This window comes from Caulobacter sp. FV2ye17ST, assembly GCF_058680955.1.
The window spans coordinates 1476665-1496314 of sequence record NZ_CM178727.1 but is presented as its reverse complement, the minus strand read 5'-3'; the positions used below and the strand labels follow the sequence as shown (position 1 = coordinate 1496314).

The 19650-nt window shown below is 67.2% G+C and carries 20 protein-coding genes and 1 tRNA gene; 10 read left to right on the top strand and 11 right to left on the bottom strand.

Going from position 1 to position 19650, the window contains the following annotated elements; genetic code table 11:
* Positions 1 to 90: 90 nt before the first annotated feature.
* The 5 genes from pcaF (at position 91) to ACW17V_RS07220 (ending at position 7208) form a co-directional block, all read left to right on the top strand.
* A complete protein-coding gene (gene pcaF, locus ACW17V_RS07240; protein WP_492108183.1) occupies positions 91 to 1293 on the top strand; it encodes a 3-oxoadipyl-CoA thiolase in 1203 nt (400 codons plus the stop codon).
* 93 nt (positions 1294 to 1386) lie between these two features.
* A complete protein-coding gene (locus ACW17V_RS07235; protein ID WP_492108182.1) occupies positions 1387 to 3273 on the top strand; it encodes a glycoside hydrolase family 9 protein in 1887 nt (628 codons plus the stop codon).
* 112 nt (positions 3274 to 3385) lie between these two features.
* Complete coding sequence (locus ACW17V_RS07230; RefSeq protein ID WP_492108181.1) at positions 3386 to 5236, top strand: ATP-binding protein; 1851 nt, start codon at positions 3386 to 3388, stop codon at positions 5234 to 5236.
* Positions 5237 to 5361: 125 nt separating this feature from the next.
* The gene (locus ACW17V_RS07225; protein ID WP_492108180.1) at positions 5362 to 5826 is read left to right on the top strand and encodes a DUF4126 family protein; all 465 of its coding nucleotides are present in this window, start codon (positions 5362 to 5364) and stop codon (positions 5824 to 5826) included.
* Complete coding sequence (locus ACW17V_RS07220) at positions 5823 to 7208, top strand: FAD-containing oxidoreductase (RefSeq protein WP_492108179.1); 1386 nt, start codon at positions 5823 to 5825, stop codon at positions 7206 to 7208. Before ACW17V_RS07225 ends, ACW17V_RS07220 begins: the two co-directional genes overlap by 4 nt.
* Here the strand turns inward: ACW17V_RS07220 and ACW17V_RS07215 are convergent.
* The 10 genes from ACW17V_RS07215 to ACW17V_RS07170 all read right to left on the bottom strand — a co-directional run bounded on the left by ACW17V_RS07215 (position 7194) and on the right by ACW17V_RS07170 (position 14301).
* Positions 7194 to 8252: a tetratricopeptide repeat protein gene (locus ACW17V_RS07215; protein WP_492108178.1), complete on the bottom strand. Its 1059-nt coding sequence runs from the start codon at positions 8250 to 8252 to the stop codon at positions 7194 to 7196. The genes ACW17V_RS07220 and ACW17V_RS07215 overlap by 15 nt on opposite strands.
* 48 nt (positions 8253 to 8300) lie before the next feature.
* A tRNA-Gly gene (locus ACW17V_RS07210) sits at positions 8301 to 8375 on the bottom strand.
* Positions 8376 to 8439: 64 nt separating this feature from the next.
* Positions 8440 to 9438, bottom strand: coding sequence for a UDP-glucuronic acid decarboxylase family protein (locus ACW17V_RS07205; protein ID WP_492108177.1), 999 nt, complete (start codon positions 9436 to 9438; stop codon positions 8440 to 8442).
* A 121-nt stretch (positions 9439 to 9559) separates the two neighbouring features.
* The gene (locus ACW17V_RS07200; RefSeq protein ID WP_492108176.1) at positions 9560 to 10450 is read right to left on the bottom strand and encodes a TraB/GumN family protein; all 891 of its coding nucleotides are present in this window, start codon (positions 10448 to 10450) and stop codon (positions 9560 to 9562) included.
* Positions 10451 to 10525: 75 nt separating this feature from the next.
* Positions 10526 to 11425 (bottom strand): alpha/beta fold hydrolase, encoded by a 900-nt coding sequence (locus tag ACW17V_RS07195; RefSeq protein ID WP_492108175.1) that lies wholly within the window; start codon positions 11423 to 11425, stop codon positions 10526 to 10528.
* A gap of 58 nt (positions 11426 to 11483) precedes the next feature.
* Positions 11484 to 11678, bottom strand: coding sequence for a helix-turn-helix transcriptional regulator (locus tag ACW17V_RS07190; protein WP_419317414.1), 195 nt, complete (start codon positions 11676 to 11678; stop codon positions 11484 to 11486).
* On the bottom strand, positions 11675 to 12076 hold the full coding sequence (locus tag ACW17V_RS07185; RefSeq protein ID WP_492108174.1) for a hypothetical protein: 402 nt from the start codon (positions 12074 to 12076) through the stop codon (positions 11675 to 11677). Before ACW17V_RS07185 ends, ACW17V_RS07190 begins: the two co-directional genes overlap by 4 nt.
* Before the next feature lie 21 nt (positions 12077 to 12097).
* Positions 12098 to 12538 (bottom strand): hypothetical protein, encoded by a 441-nt coding sequence (locus ACW17V_RS07180; protein ID WP_492108173.1) that lies wholly within the window; start codon positions 12536 to 12538, stop codon positions 12098 to 12100.
* A 114-nt stretch (positions 12539 to 12652) separates the two neighbouring features.
* The gene (locus tag ACW17V_RS07175; RefSeq protein WP_492108172.1) at positions 12653 to 12952 is read right to left on the bottom strand and encodes a hypothetical protein; all 300 of its coding nucleotides are present in this window, start codon (positions 12950 to 12952) and stop codon (positions 12653 to 12655) included.
* A gap of 320 nt (positions 12953 to 13272) precedes the next feature.
* Positions 13273 to 14301, bottom strand: a complete 1029-nt coding sequence (locus ACW17V_RS07170; RefSeq protein WP_492108171.1) for a 2'-deoxycytidine 5'-triphosphate deaminase — start codon at positions 14299 to 14301, stop codon at positions 13273 to 13275.
* A 159-nt stretch (positions 14302 to 14460) separates the two neighbouring features.
* Between ACW17V_RS07170 and metZ the strand changes: the two genes are divergently transcribed.
* From metZ to ACW17V_RS07145, 5 genes are all read left to right on the top strand, one after another.
* A complete protein-coding gene (gene metZ / locus ACW17V_RS07165; protein ID WP_492108750.1) occupies positions 14461 to 15645 on the top strand; it encodes an O-succinylhomoserine sulfhydrylase in 1185 nt (394 codons plus the stop codon).
* Entirely contained in the window at positions 15626 to 16090 is a 465-nt protein-coding gene (gene apaG, locus ACW17V_RS07160) for a Co2+/Mg2+ efflux protein ApaG (RefSeq protein WP_492108170.1), read from the top strand. Before metZ ends, apaG begins: the two co-directional genes overlap by 20 nt.
* A gap of 241 nt (positions 16091 to 16331) precedes the next feature.
* Positions 16332 to 16664 carry a helix-turn-helix domain-containing protein gene (locus tag ACW17V_RS07155; RefSeq protein WP_492108169.1) on the top strand — a complete coding sequence of 111 codons (333 nt, stop codon included), beginning with the start codon at positions 16332 to 16334 and terminating at the stop codon, positions 16662 to 16664.
* Between the two features lie 207 nt (positions 16665 to 16871).
* Positions 16872 to 17525 carry a hypothetical protein gene (locus tag ACW17V_RS07150; protein WP_492108168.1) on the top strand — a complete coding sequence of 218 codons (654 nt, stop codon included), beginning with the start codon at positions 16872 to 16874 and terminating at the stop codon, positions 17523 to 17525.
* A 169-nt stretch (positions 17526 to 17694) separates the two neighbouring features.
* Positions 17695 to 18585, top strand: a complete 891-nt coding sequence (locus ACW17V_RS07145; protein ID WP_492108167.1) for a hypothetical protein — start codon at positions 17695 to 17697, stop codon at positions 18583 to 18585.
* A 47-nt stretch (positions 18586 to 18632) separates the two neighbouring features.
* Here the strand turns inward: ACW17V_RS07145 and ACW17V_RS07140 are convergent, their stop codons facing one another.
* The gene (locus tag ACW17V_RS07140) at positions 18633 to 19541 is read right to left on the bottom strand and encodes an Hsp33 family molecular chaperone (RefSeq protein WP_492108166.1); all 909 of its coding nucleotides are present in this window, start codon (positions 19539 to 19541) and stop codon (positions 18633 to 18635) included.
* Positions 19542 to 19650: the final 109 nt, after the last annotated feature.

The window sequence follows — 19650 nt, the reverse complement described above, 5'->3', positions numbered from 1 at the left end:
CGATCTGACACCGGTGTCCAGCCATTCGCCGACTTGATCGCGCCCGCCCGGCCGCTAGGGTGCGCCGAACAAATGTTTGAGAGATCCGCCATGGCCGAAGCCTTCATCTGCGACGCGATCCGCACCCCCATCGGCCGCTATGCAGGAGCTCTGTCGTCGGTGCGGGCCGACGATCTGGCGGCGATCACGCTGAAGGCCCTGGCCGCGCGCAACCCGGGCGTCGACTGGAGCCTGATCGACGACGTGGTGCTGGGCTGCGCCAATCAGGCCGGCGAGGACAACCGCAACGTGGCCCGCATGGCCGCCCTGCTGGCGGGGCTGGGAACCGAGGCCTCGGGCTCGACAATCAACCGCCTGTGCGGCTCGGGCCTGGACGCCGTGGGCGTGGCCGCCCGCGCCATCAAGTCGGGCGAGGCCCAACTGATGATCGCCGGCGGCGTCGAGAGCATGAGCCGCGCGCCGTTCGTGATGGGCAAGGCCGACAGCGCCTTCTCGCGCAGCGCCGAGATCTTCGACACCACCATCGGCTGGCGCTTCGTCAACCCGGCCATGCGCAAGGCCTATGGCGTGGACTCCATGCCCGAGACCGCCGAGAACGTCGCCGACGATTACGGCGTCAACCGCGCCGACCAGGACGCCTTCGCCCTGCGCAGCCAGGCTCGCGCCGCCGCCGCCCAGGCCAGCGGCCGCTTCGACGCCGAGATCGTTCCGGTCAGCATCGCCCAGCGCAAGGGCGACCCCGTCGTGGTCAGCAAGGACGAACACCCCCGCGCCACTACGATCGAGGCGCTGTCGGCCCTCAAGCCCATCGTCCGGCCCGACGGCACGATCACCGCCGGCAACGCCTCGGGCGTCAATGACGGCGCGGCGGCGCTGATCATCGCCTCCGAAGACGCCATCAAGCGCCACGGCCTGACGCCACGCGCCCGCATCGTCGGTTCGGCCGCCGCCGGCGTCGCGCCGCGTGTCATGGGCTTTGGCCCCGCGCCCTCGACCCAGAAGCTGCTGGCGCGGCTGGGGCTGACCATCGGCCAGATGGACGTGGTCGAACTGAACGAGGCGTTCGCCGCCCAGGGGCTGGCGGTGCTGCGGGCGCTGGGCCTGCCCGACGACGGCGAGCACGTGAACCCCAACGGCGGCGCCATCGCTCTGGGCCATCCGCTGGGCATGAGCGGCGCGCGTCTGGCGCTGACGGCGGTGGAGGAGCTGCATCGCCGGGAAGGTCGCTATGGCCTGGCGACGATGTGCATCGGCGTCGGCCAGGGGATTTCGATGGTGGTCGAGCGGGTCTGAGCGAAATTTTGCGGACGACAACGCTGTCAGGTTACCGCTAACCTGCGCCCGAAGACGCGCGGCCATGACGCGTCGGCAGGCAGGAAGACGCATATGACCAGGATCAGCCCGGCCCTGAAGGCCCTCGCCCTGACTCTTGCCCTGGCTGGCGGCGCGGCGGCGCAAGACACCGTCCAACCCATCCGCCTCAACCAGTTGGGCGTCGAGGCGACGGGCCCCAAGCGCGCCATGCTGGCTGATCCCTCGACCCGCCCGCTGGCCTGGAGCCTGCGCGACGCGAAGGGCGGGGTCGTCGCCAGCGGCGAGACCCGGGTGTTCGGCGCCGACGCGGCCTCCGGCGAGCATGTCCACCAGATCGATTTCAGCGCCTTCAGGGGCTCCGGCGACGGCTATCGCCTGAGCGTCGGCGCGGCGCAGAGCCGACCCTTCGCCATCGGCGGGCGGCTGTATGGCGCGCTAAAGGCCGACGCCCTGGGCTTCTTCTACCAGAACCGCGCCAGCATCCCGATCGAGGCGCGGTTCGTTCAGCGACCGGATCTGGCCCGCCCCGCCGGCCACGCGCCGGACAAGGCGACCTGCTTCGACAAGGCCGACGAACGCGGCCAGGTCTGGGCCGGCTGCGACTATACCCTGGACGTCAGCCGGGGCTGGTACGACGCCGGCGACCACGGCAAGTACGTCGTCAATGGCGGCATATCGGTCTGGACCCTGCTGAACGCCCACGAGCGCGCCGCCGTGCTGGGCAAGACCACGACCCTGGCCGCCTTCGCCGACGGCAAGGGCAGGATTCCCGAGAACGCCAACGGCGTCTCCGACCTGCTGGACGAGGCCCGCTGGGAGATGGACTTCCTGCTGGCCATGCAGGTTCCGCAGGGCAAGACCCTGGCCCTGCCTGTGGGACATCAAGAGGTCGGCCCGACCGGTCGCCTGGTCCTGACCGAGCTGGACGCCTCCGGCATGGCCCACCAGCGGATGGGCGACGAGCGCTGGACGGCCCTGCCCACCGCCCCGGCCGACGACAGGGAAACCCGCTACCTGTATCACCCGACCACCGCCGCCACCCTGAACCTGGCCGCCACGGCGGCCCAGGCGGCGCGGATCTGGAAGAGCATCGATCCGGCCTTCTCGGCCCGCTGCCTCGACGCCGCTCGGCGCGCGTACGCGGCCGCCCGGCGCAATCCCGAGGTCTACGCTCTGGGCGCCTTCACAGGCAGCGGCGGCTATGGCGACGGCAATGTGGAAGACGAGTTCTACTGGGCCGCCGCCGAGCTGTACGCGACGACCGGCGCGGCCGAGTACGAGACCGCCCTGCGCGCCTCGCCACTGTTCCTGGCTGCCCCCTCTGCATCCGGACTAGCGGCGGGCGGCAGGCCGACGGGCGACATCGGCTGGCCCTCGGTCGGCGCGTTGGGGACGATCACCCTGGCGCTGGTGCCCAACGGCCTGAAGCCCGCCGAGGTCGCCACGGCCCACGCCAATCTGGCCGCCAGCGCCGACCGCTATCTGGCGGATGGCGTCACCCAGGGCTACGCCCTGCCCTATGCGCCCAGGGGCTATCCCTGGGGCTCGACCTCTTCGGTGCTGAACCGGGCCATGGTGCTGGGCCTGGCCGCTGACTTCACGGGCAAGGCCGCCTATCGCGATGGGGCGGTCGACGCCATGGACTGGATCCTGGGCCGCAACCCGCTGGACCGCTCGTTCGTCACCGGCCATGGCGCGCGGCCGATGCGCAACCCACACCACCGCTTCTGGGCCCGGCAGGCCGACGCCCGTTATCCCGCACCGCCGCCCGGCGTGGTCTCGGGCGGTCCCAACTCGACCAGCATGGGCGACCCCGTGGCCAGGGACATGAAGGGCCAGTGCGCGCCCCAGACCTGCTGGACCGACGACTATCGCGCCTTCACCCAGAACGAGGTGGCCATCAACTGGAACGCGCCGCTGGTCTGGGTCGCCGCCTGGCTGGACGAGCCGGCGCGCTGACAGGAAAGGGCTTACGGCCAGGCTACGCGACATTTTGCCGCTCAGATTGGCATATCTTCGTTCACCCTGGCGGCCGTATTGAAGAAAATGATGGCCCGGTGCGAGTTCTGGAATGCGGTCTGACGGAGCAGAGGATAGGCCGTGGGGCGAAGCCCTGAGGCTCGCCCTGCTGGGGCAGGCGCAGCGCAACAGCATGGCCACCATGGCGGTTCAGGCTGCGGCGGCGATCGGCGTCACCCTGATCGCGCAACCGGCCGAGCGCCCCTTCCACGTGGGTTGGCTAGTCGTCGTCCTGACCCTGCTGGCCACTCGCCTGGTGATCGACCGCCTGCTGGGCGCCGCCCTGGCTGGCCGGTTGCTGGCCGATCACCTGTGGTCTCTGGCGCGGCTTCACAGTGCGGGCCTGATCCTGAGCGCGGGCCTGTGGGCGCTGCTGGCTTACCTGCGCATTCCGGTCGACAGCCTTGTTACGCGCTATGCCCTGATCGTGGTGCTGTCGGCGCTGGCGGGCGGCGCGGTCGGCGTTCTGTCGCCCCAGAAATGGACCGGCCGGATCTATGTCTCTCTCATCCTGCTACCCGCCTCCATAACCCTGATCACTCTGGGTGGCGTGGATGCGAGCCTGGGCGCCCTTGGCGTCGTCTTCTGGGTGGTGATGATTGTGGGCCATCGCAACAACCACGCCCTGCTGGTCGACTGCCTGCGGCTGCGCGACGAGAACCGCGAGCTGCTCGAGGATATCCGGCGACGCAATCACGACACCAGCCTGCTGAACCGCGACCTGGAAAGCCGCGTGCGCGCCCGCACCGAGCAGTTGGAACGCCTGTCGGAAAAGGCCCAGGTCGCCAACCGCGCCAAGTCGCAGTTCCTGGCCATGGTGAGCCACGAAATGCGCACCCCGCTGAACGCCATCCTGGGCGAAGGTCAATTGCTGGCGCGCGAAGACCTCACCCCGCCACAACGCCAGCGCCTGGGGGTAATGAAGACCGCCTCCCGCGTGATGCGGCAACTGATCGACGACATCCTCGACATCTCGCAGATCGAGGCCGGCGGCCTGCAATTACGGTTGAACGTATTCTCGCTGGAGACCCTGGTCAGTAACATCCGGGAACTCCACCAGCCCATGGCCCGGGAGCGGGGCCTGTCCCTGACCATCGCCCTGCAACCCGATCTGACGCGTTTCCGACGCGGCGACGGCGACAGGCTGGCCCAGGTCGTCGCCAATCTGGTCGCCAACGCGCTGAAGTTCACGCGGCAGGGCGGCGTCACGGTCAAGATCACCGGCGACGATCATCAGCTTCAGATCGCGGTGATCGACACCGGCATCGGCATCGCCGCGAAGGACCACGAGGCGATCTTCGAGCGCTTCGTCCAGGTCGACAATTCATCGACCCGCCAGGTCGGCGGCATCGGGCTGGGCCTGGCCATCTGCCGCGAGATTTCCGAGCGCATGGGCGGCGCGTTGACGGTCACTTCGGCCCTGGGCATCGGCGCACGGTTCGATTTCACGGCGCCGATCCCGTCGGTGCTATCGTCCGAAGCCCCGATCGAGGACGAGGACGGCGAGTTCGCCGGGGAGGCGCCCGCTTCGCTTCTGGTGGTGGACGACAATCCGGTCAACCGGCGCATCCTCGCCGCCCTGGTCGAACCCTTCGGCGTCACCTGCGGCTTCGCGGTCAGCGGTCGCGAAGCCGTGGCGGCCTGGCGCGCCCAGCCCTGGGACGCGATCTTCATGGACGTGCACATGCCCGACATGGACGGGGTCGAGGCCACGCGGGCGATCCGCCGTGAAGAGGCCCTGGCCGGAGCCGCGCGGACCCCGATCATCGCCGTCACCGCCAGCGTACTGAACCACGAGGTGGAAAGCTACATGAAGGCGGGGATGGATGGCGTCCTGCCCAAGCCGATCGAAGCCTCGGCCCTGGCGTCAACCCTGTCACAGTGCGTGGCCGCCGCGGCCTAGAGCCGGTCGCGGCCCATCACATCGAGACCAGGGACGATCGAAACGTCCAAGACCGACGGCGCCGCTTGCGATTTGCTCCAACCGGGCGCCAGATCACGGGACGCTCGATCGCTCTGGAGCCTGGCATGGTCTTCTATCTCCTCGCCCTGCTGATCGGCGTCATCGCCGGTCTTCGCGCCATGACCGCTCCGGCGGCGGTCAGCTGGGCCGCCCATCTGGGCTGGCTGCCCCTGGCCGGCACGCCCCTGGGCTGGCTTGGCGCAAGCCTGACGCCCTGGATCTTCAGCGCCCTGGCCCTGCTGGAACTGGTGGCCGATCAGCTTCCCAAGACCCCCAGCCGAAAGGTTCCGGTGCAGTTCGGGACCCGCATCCTGACCGGCGGCCTCTCCGGCGCGGCGATCGGCATGGCTCATGGCGCCTGGATCGGCGGCGCGGTCGCGGGCGTCATCGGCGCGGTGATCGGCACGCTGGGCGGGGCCGAGATCCGGGGCCGCCTGGCCCGGGCCTTCGGCAAGGATCTGCCCGCAGCGCTTCTTGAAGACGCCGTCGCCGTGGGCGGCGCGGCGCTGATCGTGACGGCGCTCTCGTGAACCAGACCTTCGACGCCATCATCATCGGCGCCGGCCAGGCCGGTCCCGCCCTGGCCGAACGGCTGACGGCGGCCGGAAAGACCGTTGCCGTGATCGAGCGCAAGCTGTTTGGCGGCACCTGCGTCAATACCGGCTGCATGCCGACCAAGACCCTGATCGCCAGCGCCCATGCCGCGCACCTGGCCCGCCGCGCCGCCGAGTACGGCGTCACCCTGGCCGGCCCGGTCGGCATCGACATGAAGCGGGTCAAGGAAAGGCAGCAGACCGTCGTCCGCAACGCCCGCCACGGCGTGGAAACCTGGCTGAACGGCATGCCCGGCTGCACGACCTTCGTCGGCCACGCCCGCTTCGAATCCGCCACGGCGGTGCGGGTCGGCGACGACCTGCTGAGCGCCAGCCAGATCTTCATCAATGTCGGCGGCCGGGCCAATATTCCCGACATGCCGGGTGTGGACCAGGTTCCCTACCTGACCAACACCGACATGATGCAGATGGATAGCGTGCCCGAGCACCTGGTGATCATCGGCGGCAGTTATATCGGGCTGGAATTCGCCCAGATGTACCGCCGCTTCGGGGCCGAGGTGACGGTGGTCGAGATGGGGCCGCGCCTGATCGGGCGCGAGGACCCCGAGGTCTCGCAGGCCGTGCAGGAGATCCTCGAGGCCGAGGGGATCAGCGTGCGCCTCAACGCCGAGTGCATCAGCTTCGCCACCCATGCGGACGGCGTCTGCGTCCACGTCACCTGCGAGGCCGGCGCGCCCGAGGTGACCGGATCGCACGTGCTGCTGGCCGTGGGCCGCAAGCCCAATACCGACGACCTGGGCCTCGAAGCGGCCGGGGTCGCGGTGGACAAGCGCGGCTACATCGTCGTCGACGACCAGCTGCGCACCAGTGTGCCCGGCGTCTGGGCGATGGGCGACTGCAACGGCAAGGGCGCCTTTACCCACACCGCCTACGATGACTTCGAGATCGTCGCCGCCAACCTGCTCGACGATGACGCCCGCAAGGTCAGCGACCGCATCACCGCCTACGCCCTCTATATCGACCCGCCTCTGGCCCGGGTCGGTATGAGCGAGGCCGAGGTCCGCGCCACGGGGCGTCCCGCCTTGATCGGGACGCGGCCGATGACCCGCGTGGGCCGCGCGGTCGAGAAGGGCGAGACCAGGGGCTTCATGAAGGTGCTGGTCGACGCCGAAACCAAACAGATCCTCGGCGCCGCGATCCTGGGCGTCGGCGGCGACGAGGCCATCCACGGCATCCTCGACATCATGTACGCCAAGGCGCCCTGCACCACCCTGCAGCGGGCCGTGCATATCCACCCGACGGTGTCGGAACTGATCCCGACCGTGCTGGGAGAGCTGAAGCCGCTAACCCCGAGCTGAAAACCGCTCACCCAGGCGCTCGATGGTTTCGTCCCAGCGCCCTTTGGCATCGCTGAAGAAGAACTCCGCGGAGGGGTACCAGGTTGATCGGTCCCGCCCCCTTCCCCATCGCCAATCGGTGTCGATCCGGGTGAGCAGCAGCCATACAGTCTTGCCCATTCCACCCGCCAGATGGGCGATGGCCGTATCGACGGTCACGACGACATCCAGACCTTCGATAATGTCAGCGGTGTCGGCGAAATCCTTCCCGCCCGTGGCGGCGTAGTCCAGGCCGACGGTCGCGCCGAGCGCGGCGGCCAGCTTCAAGCCGCTCGCCTCGTCAAGCGAGCGGTAGGCATTGTTGCCATGTGCGGCGCTGCCCCCCGTGACCAGACCGATCCGGGCGGAAGACGTGACCTTCCCGCCGGCCTTGAGGTAAGGCGCTCCTGGAACCGTCTCGAGTGTATAGTCCATCAGGCCGACGATATCGGGCCCCATGGCGTAGAAGTCGCAGTCCGGGATTTCGACCCGACCACTGCCCTCATAGACCTCGACGCCCGGCAACGATCTGCCAAGCAGTCGAGACACCTGTGGTCTGCAGACCAGCCTGACGGTCGCGCCGCGCTCGGCCAGGATCGGCGCGAAGCGAGCGTACTGAAGTTCATCGCCAAAGCCCTGTTCGGGCCAGATCAACAACGAGCGACCGGCAAGGTCTTCGCCATTCCATTCGGGACACTCGAAAAAGGCGGGCTTGTTGGTGTTGTATTTGGGCACGTCGTGCCGCCGCCTAAAATGCGGGATCGCATCCCTGTAGCGCCCCTGCATCATGATGACCTGGCTGAGCGCATAGTGGGTGCGCGCCGACTCCGGATCGATGGCCAGGGCGCGGCGATAGGCCTTTTCGGCCTCGGGCAGCCGACTGCGGCTGGACAGGACGCCGCCCAGATTGTGCTGGATCGCCAGATCGCGCGGATGCATGCGCGCCGCTAGCCTGAAAAGGCGTTCAGCCTCCTCGAAGTCGAGCGCGGCTTCGGCGCGCTGCGCCTTGTCGAAGAGTTTCCTCACGAGGGCGCTCCGTCAAAGGCCCGACCCAGACCGCAGAACCGCGAGCCTTGGAGCGGGCGATGGGAATCGAACCCACGACATTCTGCTTGGGAAGCAGACGCTCTACCTCTGAGCTACGCCCGCGAGGCGTTCGGGTCGTCTAGCGGGTCTGGGCCGGGTTCTCAAGAGCCGCGGACGGTGAAACGGGCTAGCCTCGGCTCTCGTCCTCGACTAGGCCCTTGCCCAGCACCGCCTTGAAATGGGCGATGGTCTTGGCCAGGCCTTCCTTCAGCTGGGTCCTGGGCTCCCAGTCCAGCGCCGACTTAGCCAGGGTGATGTCGGGCTGGCGCTGACGGGGATCATCCTGCGGCAGGGGCTTGCGCTCGATCACCGAGGTCGAGCCGATCTGGGCGATGGTCTGCTGGGCCAGCTCCAGGATCGTGAACTCGTTGGGATTGCCGATATTGACCGGGCCCGTGAAGCCAGTGGGCGTGGCCATCATGCGGATGAAGCCTTCGACCAGATCGTCGACATAGCAGAAGCTGCGGGTCTGCTGGCCTTCGCCGTAGATGGTGATCGGCTGGTTGGTCAGGGCCTGGACCACGAAATTGCTGACCACCCGGCCGTCATTGATCGCCATGCGCGGACCGTAGGTGTTGAAGATCCGCACGACCTTGATGTCGATGCTGTCCTGCCGGAAGCTGTCGAAGAACAGGGTCTCGGCGCAGCGCTTGCCCTCGTCATAGCAGGCGCGCGGCCCGATCGGATTGACCCGGCCCCAGTAGCTTTCGACCTGGGGGTGGATCTCGGGGTCGCCATAGACCTCGCTGGTCGAGGCCTGCATCACCCGGGCGCCGGTGCGCTTGGCCAGGTCCAGCATGTTGATGGCGCCCATGACATTGGTGCGCACGGTCATCACCGGATCGTACTGATAGTGGATCGGCGAGGCCGGACAGGCCAGGTTGTAGATCTGGTCCACCGGGATGAAGATCGGGTGGTTCACGTCGTGGTTCACGAACTCGAAGTTCGGGTGATCCATCAGGTGGGCGATGTTGTCCTTGCTGCCCGTGAACAGGTTGTCCAGGCACACAACGCGATCGCCGCGGGCGATCAGCCGGTCGCACAGGTGAGAGCCGACAAAGCCGGCCCCGCCCGTCACCAGGATGCGAAGCGCTGTGTGTTTCTTGGCGGCGGTTTGGGCGGACATGGCGGGTCTCTGCGGCGCGATCTTCACCGTGGTCTGAATTGCGTAACGGGTCTCGCCCTCTGGCTCAACCATCGCCTGCGCTGACGGATGCGACCGACCGGCGCACCCGTCCCTGGCATGGCTATTTCACGCGCTCGGCCTGGACACCCAGCGTGGCCAGTTGCGCCTGCAGGCTGTCGGGACCCACGAGGTGGCCCGCGCCAACGGCGACGAAACTGACGCCCGAGCCGGCAAGCTTGGTCTTAAGCTGAGTGGCCCAGTCGCGATTGCGGTCGGTCAGCAGTACGCCATAGACCTCGGCATAGTTGGTCTTCATCTCGGTGATGAACTGCTCCTCCAGGGCCCGGATGTCGCCGGCCGCCCAGGCCGCGACCATGCTGTCGATCTTGGCGGGGCCGGCCTCGGCGTCGTCCAGAGTGGCCTGCAGCATCTCGACCTCGGTCTTGGTCGGCATGTCGGCGAAGAACCGGATCTGCTGCTCCACCGTCTCAAGCGATGAGACCGACTTGCCGGCCGCCTTCATCTCTCCGGAAATCACCTGCTCGACGCCGCTGCGCGGATCATAACCGGCCTTAATCACCGGCAGCATGGCCAGCGAGATCGAGGCCAGCCAGGGTCGCATGACCTCCATGGCCTGGGGCGGCATGCCCGCGGCCTGGGCCAGGCCCTGGGCGCGTTTGAAGTCCTTGGACGACAGCTTCTGCGACAGCGGCGTGGCGCGATCCAGGCCGTACTGCATGACCAGCGGCTGCATGACCGCCGGATCGTCGGCGCCCAGGACCTCGATCACCAGATCATCGCTGGCCTTCAGGGCCTGATTGATCCGGGGCGAGCGCCACTGGGTCTGAGGCTTGAGCACGTGGATGGTGCCGAACAGATAGATCGTCGAGTCCTGGTCCTTGATCGCCCACAGGGCGGGCTCGGCCATAGCCGGGGCGGCGAGGCCAAGGGCCAGCAGGGAAACCAGGCCGATGAACGCCCGGCGGGCGGGCTGGAAGACGGTGCGGAGCATGTGATTCTCTGAACGGATGCGAGGACGAGTTAGGGGTGAACCCTCGCCGGGCGCAATCGGGCCCGGCGAAAGCGGCTATTTCAGGAAGCGCTCGACCGCGCCGGCGAAGGCGGCCGGCTGGTCGACCATGATGAAGTGAAAGGCGCCGTCGACGCGCTCCAGCCTGACCTTGGGCAAGGCGGCATAGGCGCCGGCATAGGTCTGGTCGACCATGGCCTGGGGCGCGCCCATGGCCGGATCATAGGGATAGAGCATCGTGGTCGGCGTGGTGACGGCGGCCAGCTCACCGCGCATGTCGGTGGTCAGAACATCGTAGAGCGCGCGCGCCACGACCGATTGTGATGAGGTCTTCGACCAGTCCAGCGCAGCCTTCAGGCCGTCCGGCGACTTGACCAGGCGAGGCATGGTCATCGCCTGCTGAGCGGCGAAGGTCTCGGCCGACATGGCGGTCATGCTGTCACGCATGGCCGTCGCCTGCGGTTTGACGCCGTCGACAGTGGCGGCCGGCGAGAACAGCACGGCATAGAACGGCAGGCTGTCGACGATCATCAGGCGGCTGAGGTCCTCGGGATGGCGGCGGGCCAGCATCAGACCGGTGAGGCCGCCCATCGAATGGCCGATCACGGCGGGCGACTTCAGCCCGGCGCCCTTGATGTAGCTGTCGACGGCTTCGACCAGCGGCTCCAGCACGGGCCCCTCGGCATTGCCGCCGACCGGCGCGCCGGCGAAACCGGCGACCTGGACGACGTGGACGCGGTAGCGCCCCGAAAGCTGCTTGACCGTGGCGTCCCAGACCGCGCCGGACGAGGCCAGGCCCGGGATCAGCACAACGTCAGGCCCCTGCCCGCTGACCGTGACCGCGATGCGATCGGAGACCGGGGCCGAGTGGGCGTGGTTGCCGCCAAAGACGCCGATGGCGGCGAAGATGGCGATCAGGCACGCGAAAGCGCGCGCCGAAAAACGGCGGTTACACATGGCGACAATCCTTGTTCGAGAGATGACGGCGGGGCGATCCCGCCGCGATCAAGAGAGGCTAGGCCTCGTCCTGGAAGATGGCTTCGATGGGTTGGCTGAAGAGCCGGGCGATCTTGAAGGCCAGCGGCAGGCTGGGGTCGTACTTGCCCGTCTCCAGGGCGTTGATGGTCTGGCGCGAGACCTCCAGGCGTTCGGCGAGGTCAGCCTGGCTCCAGTCGCGCTCGGCGCGCAGCACCTTGAGCCGGTTCTTCACTGGTACCTCCTGCGCACGAAGGGCTGGGCCAGGCCGAAGCTGCCGCAGAACAGCGGAAACACCAGATAGAGCGGGATGTGCGGCACGACGTCGGCGTTCTCCAGAAAACCCCACGCCGTGCAAGCCGACAGCGTGATCCCGACGCCCCACAGCATCGACTGGATCAGGACCGAGCGGATGAACTCGTCGGTCTCCTCGATCAGGTAGAGACCCATGATGGCGATCACCGCGATGACCGGGAACGCCGGGGCGACGGCCAGGAGCCAGAGCAGCGGTCCGGTCGGATGAAGGTTACTGATTGCCCACAGGGCGCCGCACAGCACGACGACATAGGCCAGCATGGCGGGAATGAACCGGGCGATATAGCGGCGTCCGGCGACGGTGGTTGAACTGTTCATGTCGGGTCTCCTATTTCCGGATCAGCGCGACCGAAAGAGCCACCAGCCGACCCAGGCCAGGATGTAGCCGGCCAGCTGGATCAGAACGACAGCCTGGACGCCGGCCATGACCCAGTAGCGGGTGTCATGGGCGCCCAGAAGGGCCTCCCAGATCGAGGCGTCGATGAAGAACAGGGTCGGCAGGGCCAGGATCAGGGCGGTGCTGCCGCCCCAGAACCAGGCGAACTTGTGGGCCTCCCGGGCCGCCTCGTCGATCAGCCGCCAGTAGTAGATCGACGCGCCCGCACCCACGACCAGCAAGACCGCGGCGACCGTCAGCTGAACCGGCATCGGGAGAGGCCTGTCCAGCCCCTCAAGAAAGCCCCAGACAAAGCCGGTGACGGCGCCGATGGAGACGCAGCCGATCAGCACCGCCTGGGCTTTGGTTTGACGCGGCCATCGCGCGCCGGATTTAGTTTCCATGACAAGCACCCCTATCGAAATGACAAGGGTATTTGTCATGCCCACCCGATGCATGTCAAGCGTGCTTATCTTTTTGTATGGGAGAGGCGACTAAATGTAAGGTCCGTCAGCTCTTCAAGCGGCCTTGGGCAGATCGAAAACGTCGCGGGCCTCATCGCCCAGAACTCCACGCCAGTGGATCGCCTCGATCGTGCGGCGCTTGAGGGCGCGAGCCAGCACACCCGTGCTTTTGCAGCTGCGCATTTCCCAACCATAGCGCGAGAAGCGGTCGCCGAAATCGGCCCAGCGGATCACCCGGCCCGCGCCGTCCTGCCGCCATATGGCCTTGTCGCAGCCCGGGATCCTGGCGCATCCCTCCCAGGCGCGGATGCGGGTCTGAAGGATCGAAAACGGGTCAGAACCGAGACGGGCCATAACGCGGCCTCCTTGGAAATTCGGGGCGCCGGTCCAGGTCGTTGCCCGACTCTTCCGACGTTTTAAATCTATCACTAGTATTCAGATCAATCTCGCCTACCACATGTGGTGTGACGCAATGCCGCGAGGGCTAGGCTGGCGCTGTGACACGCGCGCCGCCGCTATCAGCGGCGCGCGCCAGACGCCGCCCTGATCCAGTCCTGTGCTTGTCCATCACGACGCTCCGGCTCGTGCGAAATGCGTGAGCCAGAGCTAAGCGTGAGTCGGTTTAAGGCGGGACTTAAGTCCGGCGCGACCTAACGCCCCAGGGGCATGTTGACTCAGGTCCAGGCCTTGAAGTGCTTGGACAGTTTCAGGCCCTGGCGCTGGTAGTGCGACCCGCCCTCCCCGTACAGCCGCGCGGGCCGGGCGGTCAGGGGCTCATAGACCAGCCGGGCCACGGTCTGGCCGTCCTCCAGCAGGAACGGCGTCTCGTGGCTGCGCACTTCCAGCACGCCCTTGGAGCCGACAGCGGCGGCTTCCTCGGTTCCAAAGCCCGGATCGAAGAAGCCGGCATAGTGGACGCGGAACTCACCGACCGACGGATCGATCGGCGTCATCTCGGCCGCTTCCAGCACCGGGATCTCGATGTCGTCTTTGGACGCCAGGATGTAGAACTCGCCCGGATCCAGCAGCAGCTCGCCATGGCGGGTTTCCAGCGGTTCCCAGAAGTCGCGCGGATCGTGGCCGTCCTCGTGGTCCAGGTCGACGACGCCAGCGTGGCGACGGCCGCGGAAACCGACAATGCCGCCCATGCCGGGCGACAGGTCGACCCCGACACTGCGAATCGACAGCTTGGCCGGCTCGCCCCGCTTCAGGCGCAACTGGTTAAGGCGCGTGCCCGACCGCACCAGAACCGAAAAGGTCTGAGGCGCGATCTCCATATAGAGCGGCCCCTCATAGCCGGCGTCGACGTCGTCAAAGGCGCGGCTGTGATCGGTCAGCAGGCGCACGAAGACATCCACCCGCCCGGTCGAGCTCTTGGGATTGCCGCGCGCCGAGATATTGGCCGGCAGGGCCAGGCTTTCCTGCAGCTCGGCGATATAGACGCAGCCCTTCTCCAGCACCGCGCCCTTGGTCAGGTCCAGCTCGTGCATGGCGACGTCTTTCAGGCGCTGGGTCACGCGACGGCCCAGGCCCGGCAGGAACGAGGCGCGCACCCGCCAGGCGCGCGCGCCCAGCCGCAGGTCCAGGCTGGCGGGCTGCACCTGATCGACGTCGAACGGCGTCTGAGAGGTGATCGCCTCCTGGGCGATGAGGTCTTCGATGGTCTGGCAGGGCAGAATCCCTGCGGAATGGGCGTCGGTCATTGGCGCGACAGTCGCTAAAGCTCGCCTGGAAGGCAAGGCTGGAGAGACAACCGCTCGCCTCAAGCAATTGTGGTGTTGAAATCAGGCCTATCCGCCTTGACCCTGCGGCCCTCTAAACCCCTTATGCCGGCCTTTTCCGCGCCGAAGAAGGAACACCCCGTGGCCGAGGACCCGAAAGACTGGGACATCGCGACCAAGCTGATCCGCGGGGGGCTGGCCCGGTCGCAATATATGGAGACCGCCGAGGCGCTCTACCTGACCCAGGGCTTCACCTATGACAGCGCCGAGGGCGCCGATCGCCGCTTTTCCGGCGAGGATCCGGGCTTCGTCTATTCGCGGTTCAACAACCCGACCGTGAAGATGTTCGAGGACCGCCTGGCCCTGCTGGAAGGCGCCGAAGTGTGCCGCGCCCAGGCCACGGGCATGGCCTCGATCAACGCCGCCCTGATGGGCCTGGTGAAGGCTGGCGACCACGTCGTGGCCGGCCGCGCCCTGTTCGGCTCGTGCCGCTGGCTGATCGCCGAATGGCTGCCGCGCTTCGGCGTCGAGACCACCTTCGTCGACGCCACCGACCCCAAGGCCTGGGAAGCGGCCATGCGGCCCAACACCAAGGCCGTGCTGATCGAGACGCCGTCAAACCCGGTGCTGGAGATCACCGACATCCGCGCCGTGTCCGAGATCGCCCACGCGGTGGGGGCCAAGGTCATCGTCGACAACGTCTTCGCCACCCCGATCTTCCAGCAGCCGCTGAAGCTGGGCGCCGACGTCGTCGTCTATTCGGCCACAAAGCACATCGACGGTCAGGGCCGGGTTCTGGGCGGGGCGATCCTGACCAGCGAGGCGATCGCCGAGGAATTCTATCGCGACATGCTGCGCCACACCGGCCCGTCACTGTCGCCCTTCAACGCCTGGGTGCTGGTCAAGGGCCTGGAGACGCTGGACCTGCGCGTGCGCCGCCAGACCGACACCGCCTTCGCCCTGGCCAATGTGATCGCCGAGCACAAGAAGACCCAGAAGGTGCTCTACCCCTTCCGCCACGACCACCCGGGCCATAACGTCGCCAAGTCGCAGATGACGGGCGGCGGCACCGTGGTGGCGCTGGATCTTGGCACACGAGAAGCCGCGTTCAAGTTCCTGAACGCGCTGGAGATCGTCGACATCTCCAACAACCTCGGCGACGCCAAGTCGATGGCCACCCACCCGCCGACCACCACCCACCGCTCGGTGCCCGAGGCCGAACGTCCGTCCCTGGGCGTCACCGAAGGCGGCGTGCGCCTGTCGGTCGGTCTCGAAAGCCTTGCCGATCTGACGCGAGATGTGACCCGTGCGCTCGACCAGGCGTGAAACCTCCCCGCCGCTGCAGCGGATCCGCAAGCGTCGCGGCGCCGATGGCGGCATCTATGAAGCCCGCACGCGCGACATCGTCGTGCGCGTGGCGCCCGTTTACCTGCCCGAGGAATCCGCGCCCGAGGAAGGCCTCTATCTTTGGTCCTACACGGTGGAGATCGAGAACCACGGCGCCGAGACGGTGCACCTGGTCGCCCGCCGCTGGGCGATCACCGACGCCCTCAATCGCTGCAACGAGGTCGAGGGCTCCGGCGTGGTCGGCGAGCAGCCGGAACTGAAGGCCCGCGAGGCGTTCCGCTACGTCTCCAGCTGCCCCCTGCCGACCGCGTCGGGCGCCATGCGCGGCAGCTACCAGATGATGACCGAGGGCGGCGACGTGTTCGACGCCGAGATCCCCGAGTTCTCGCTGCACCTGCCGGGCGCGGCGCGGCGATACAACTGATCCCGACGGGCGCCGAAGTCACTTAGACGCTGCCGGACGCGGCGCCAGCCAACGGCTGGCTCTTGCTCCATCGCGACAGCGTCCAACAGCGATCGCTCGACGCCACGCGCGCGATCTCGACTTCAATACAATCAGGGAATGTATTCCGTGCCGTGGCGGTCCGATTTCCGCTTACATCCTGCGGTGCCTATGGCGGTGGGTGACGTTCGAAAGACCTTAGACCCAAGGATCGATCGCACGCATGGCGTCCCGGGGGGAACGGCTAAGCGAGGCCATAAAGGGCCGCGGCATCACCAAGATGCTGTCCCTGGCCCTCGACCTGCGCGTCCATGAAAGCGCCATCAGCCGCTGGCGCAGGGACGGCGCGATGACGCTCGACAACGCCGTGCGCCTCTCGGAGGTGCTCGACGTCTCCCTGGACTGGCTGATCCTGGGCCGCGGCGACATGGACCGCCACAAGACGCCCTCACCCCATCCTGAAGAGGCCGACCTGATCGAGGTCGGCCGCCGCCTTCCCGCGGCGGCGCGTGGTCACCTGGTGGTCTTCCTCGAGAGCATCGCCCCGACCGACTGACGGCGCAGATCGCTCTTGCGCCCGGCGCAAGAAGTGCACGCGCCAGTTGCGCGAGACGCAACACGCCACGGGTGTTAACAAAGTATTATCGTCCTAGGGTTGCTTTGTCGGAGGAACGACGGGGACACTGTGAGGCGCTCAGCCAATGCAGGTCCTTCGCCCTTTTGTCCGACCTCAAACAGCAACGCTTCCAGAGGAATTGGCGCAATGGCGACCTATACGATCAAGATCCTGAACAACGCTCAGGCCAACAAGAGCTATGTGGCCTTCATGGCTCAACCCGTGGTCACGTCGAACGGCGGCACGGTGCCCGTCTACACCAACGCCTGGGCGACCTTCGAGAACATCACCGACGGCGGTTGGGATTCCGTCGTCTACACCCAGTCGACCTACGCCTACTGGTCGCAAGCCGCGGCTCAGCTGAGCCCCACCACGATCATCGACTCCGGCGGCACCAAGCAGGTCAACACCGCCACCACCGACACGGTGGCCTTCACCAACACCGGCGCCACGGGCTTTGGTTCGGTCACCAGCCCGGGCACCGCCCAGAACGGGTCGTTCTCGATCACCACCACCACCGACTTCACGCCGGCCAACAACTTCGTGCTCGGCCTGGCCAGCTCCAACGGCTCGCTGATCCCCAGCCCGGTGGCCAGCTTCGCCGCCTTGCCCAACGAGATCTACAACATCACGCCGGTCGTGAAGTTCTACGTCGCCGACCAGCTCTATCAGGCCGGCCAGGTCATCGACTATTCGGCGACCTCGAACCAGATCGCCACGATCGACTTCACCGGTCTGCCGCAAACCACCGCGACCGTCGTCCAGGCCGCCAACGGCGCCTTCTCGGTCACCTACAGCTAACAGCGCCGACGGGGAGCCCCCCCCCCCGTACCGTACCGCTGCCTGGCGGGCGGGTCGCTTGAGCCAGCAAGCGACCCGTCATGCCCCTGTTTCCCTCTCACACCGTGGTCTCAAGCCCGTCGGCGGCGTCCGGCGGCGCGCGACCGCGCCTCCAGCAAGGAGAAGACCCATGGCTATCGGCTATTCCGCGTTCACCACGCCTGCAGGCAATCTCGCACCGACCTTCAACAACGGGAACTTCACCTCCACCTTCAACAACACCGCCACCTTCACCCATGGCCAGGGCGAGACCTGCGCGGACGGCGAGTATCGGCAATATGTGAAGGGCGCACTGTCGGCAGGCGGGTCATCCGTTCCGCTCACGCTCTGCGCAGCGCTCAATACGACGCTCTCGGCCGTCTATCAGGAGGATGGCTGTCCGTCGGGAACCTGCACGGCCTACGGCCACCGGTCGTGCCCCACCAGCCCGCTCGACAACTACACGCCGAGCCAGGCCACCGGCTGCTCATTCTCGATGTCGGACTCCCCGGGATTTTACAATGTGACTGCGGGAACCGCCTACTCGGTGGCGTTCGAGTTCAAGGGCGATCTGATCAACACCGCGACCAATGAGGTGCTCGCGACCAACACCTGGACCGTCAATGGCGCCGAGACAGCACCCGGCGCTGTTAATGTCATGGTCGCGGCGGCCTCGACAGCAGCAGCGCCCGTCGGTATGCGAGCCGGCGACAAGCTCGTCTCGGCGGACCTGACCCGCAACCTGGTGACCGGCGCGCGCGAAGTTCAGCTCGTGATCACGCGGACAGCCTTCGAAGCGCCGCTGAGCCCCAACGCCGTGAGCATGATCCTGAAGGACGAAAACGGCGGCGTCATCGCCACCCTCGGCGCGCCGGTCGTGCATGAGGTCGGCCACAAGGGCGAGACAACCGCCGTCATCGTCCACACGCTCGCGGACGCCGCCCCCAGCCCGTCTCACGCCGAGATAACCTTGATCGGCGCCAGGGCAATCGAGAGCTTGTCGTCCCCCAATGTGACGGTGTTGCCCGTAAGACCGCGCTGACCTCAGGTTCACGCCGCCGACCGAACGCCGGCGGCGTGAATCAAGCCTTAGCCGACCGAGGCCGGATCCACCGCATAGACCCGCGAGCAGTACTCGCACGTCACGTGGATCTTGCCGTCGGGCTCGACCATCTCGGCCTTTTCCGCCTCGGTGAACGACTGGATCACCACGGCGATGCGGTCATCCGAGCAGCGACAGAAGGAGCGCAGCGGCTTCTCCTCGATCAGCCGCACGCCGTCCTCGTTGAACAGCCGCCACAGCAGGGTCGGCGTGCTCAGAGTCGGGTCGATCAGCTCGTCCTCGCCGGTGGTTTCGAAGAAGGCCTGGGCATGGGTCCAGGCTTCCTTCGTCTCGCCGCGCGTCTCGTCGCCGGCGATCGACTGGATCAGGATGCCGCCGGCGCGCCACTTGAGCCCTTCGCCGGTATCCGCCTGGCCAACGGCCAGGCGCACGCGGGTGGGGGTCTGTTCCGACTGCTGGAAATACTGCTCGGCGCACAGGGCCAGGGTCTCGCCTTCGATCGGCGTGACGCCCTGATAGCGGTCCATGTCCGCGCCCTGGTCCAGGGTCATGATGAACACGCCACCGCCCAGCAGGGTCTTGGCGCCGGGGCGGGCGAAGCCCTCCGAGGCCTTGGCGACTTCCTCGGGGTCGAACCGGCAATAGCCGCGCAGGCCGCCGCTGGTGTCGTAGTCGACCACGACATAGCGCACGGGTCCGTCGCCCTGGGCCTGGACGATCAGCCGGCCCTCGAACTTCAGGCTGGAGCCGACCAGGGCGGCCAGGGCGCAAGCCTCGCCCAGCAGGTTGGCGACCGGCTCGGGATAGTCGTGGCGGGTCAGCACCTCGTCGACGGTGGCGCCCAGGCGCACGACACGGCCGCGCACGGGCAGGCCTTCGATCTGAAAGGCGGAAACGATGTCGTCGAGGGCGGGAATGGCGGTGGTGTCGGTCATGGGGCGGTTAGATAGGAGCTTCCAGCGAAAATGCGAGCCCCTAGATGCGCCGCCGCCCGGCTAGGCCGCGCCCTATCCAATATGGGTACGGTCCGGGCCCGGACCCATT